The sequence below is a fragment of the Mesorhizobium sp. M7A.F.Ca.CA.003.01.2.1 genome, assembly GCF_003998945.1.
GTDB classification, from domain to species: Bacteria; Pseudomonadota; Alphaproteobacteria; order Rhizobiales; family Rhizobiaceae; genus Mesorhizobium; species Mesorhizobium ciceri.
In genome coordinates this window covers 1-599 of record NZ_RZRA01001571.1, presented here as the reverse complement: position 1 = coordinate 599, position 599 = coordinate 1, and the positions used below count along the sequence as shown (strand labels likewise).

Here is a 599-nt window from a genome sequence, read left to right as displayed (position 1 = left end):
GATTTCAGTTCGCTGACGCCATAGTCAGGGAAATCGAGGTGGTGGGCGATGCGCGAACGCATGCCGGGATTGCTGTCGAAGAAGCGGTCCATCTTGTTCTTGTAGCCGGCAAGGATCACAACCAGATCGTCACGGTTGTTCTCCATGCACTGCAGCAGGATTTCGATCGATTCCTGGCCGTAGTCGCGTTCGTTCTCTGGCTTGTAGAGATAGTAGGCCTCGTCGATGAAAAGCACGCCGCCCATGGCACGCTTGATCACCTCGCGGGTCTTGGGCGCGGTGTGGCCCACATACTGGCCGACGAGATCGTCGCGAGTCACGGCGACCATGTGGCCTTCGCGGACATAACCCAGACGATGCAGGATTTCGGCCATCCTCAGCGCCACCGTGGTCTTTCCGGTGCCAGGATTTCCCGTGAAATTCATGTGCAGCGTCGGCGCGCCCGATGTCAGTCCGAACCTGCGGCGAAGCCGGTCGACCAGGAGGAGGGCGGCGATCTCGCGGATGCGGGTCTTGACCGGCTTCAGGCCAACGAGTTCTCGGTCGAGCTTGTCCATCACCTCGTCGATGTTGGACGCCTCGAACTCGGCCTGCAGATC

1 protein-coding gene is annotated in these 599 nt (G+C 60.3%); it reads right to left on the bottom strand.

What is annotated here, in order from left to right:
* The coding region (locus EN969_RS34270) for an AAA family ATPase (RefSeq protein WP_127419935.1) at window positions 1-599 on the bottom strand (599 nt) is incomplete at both ends.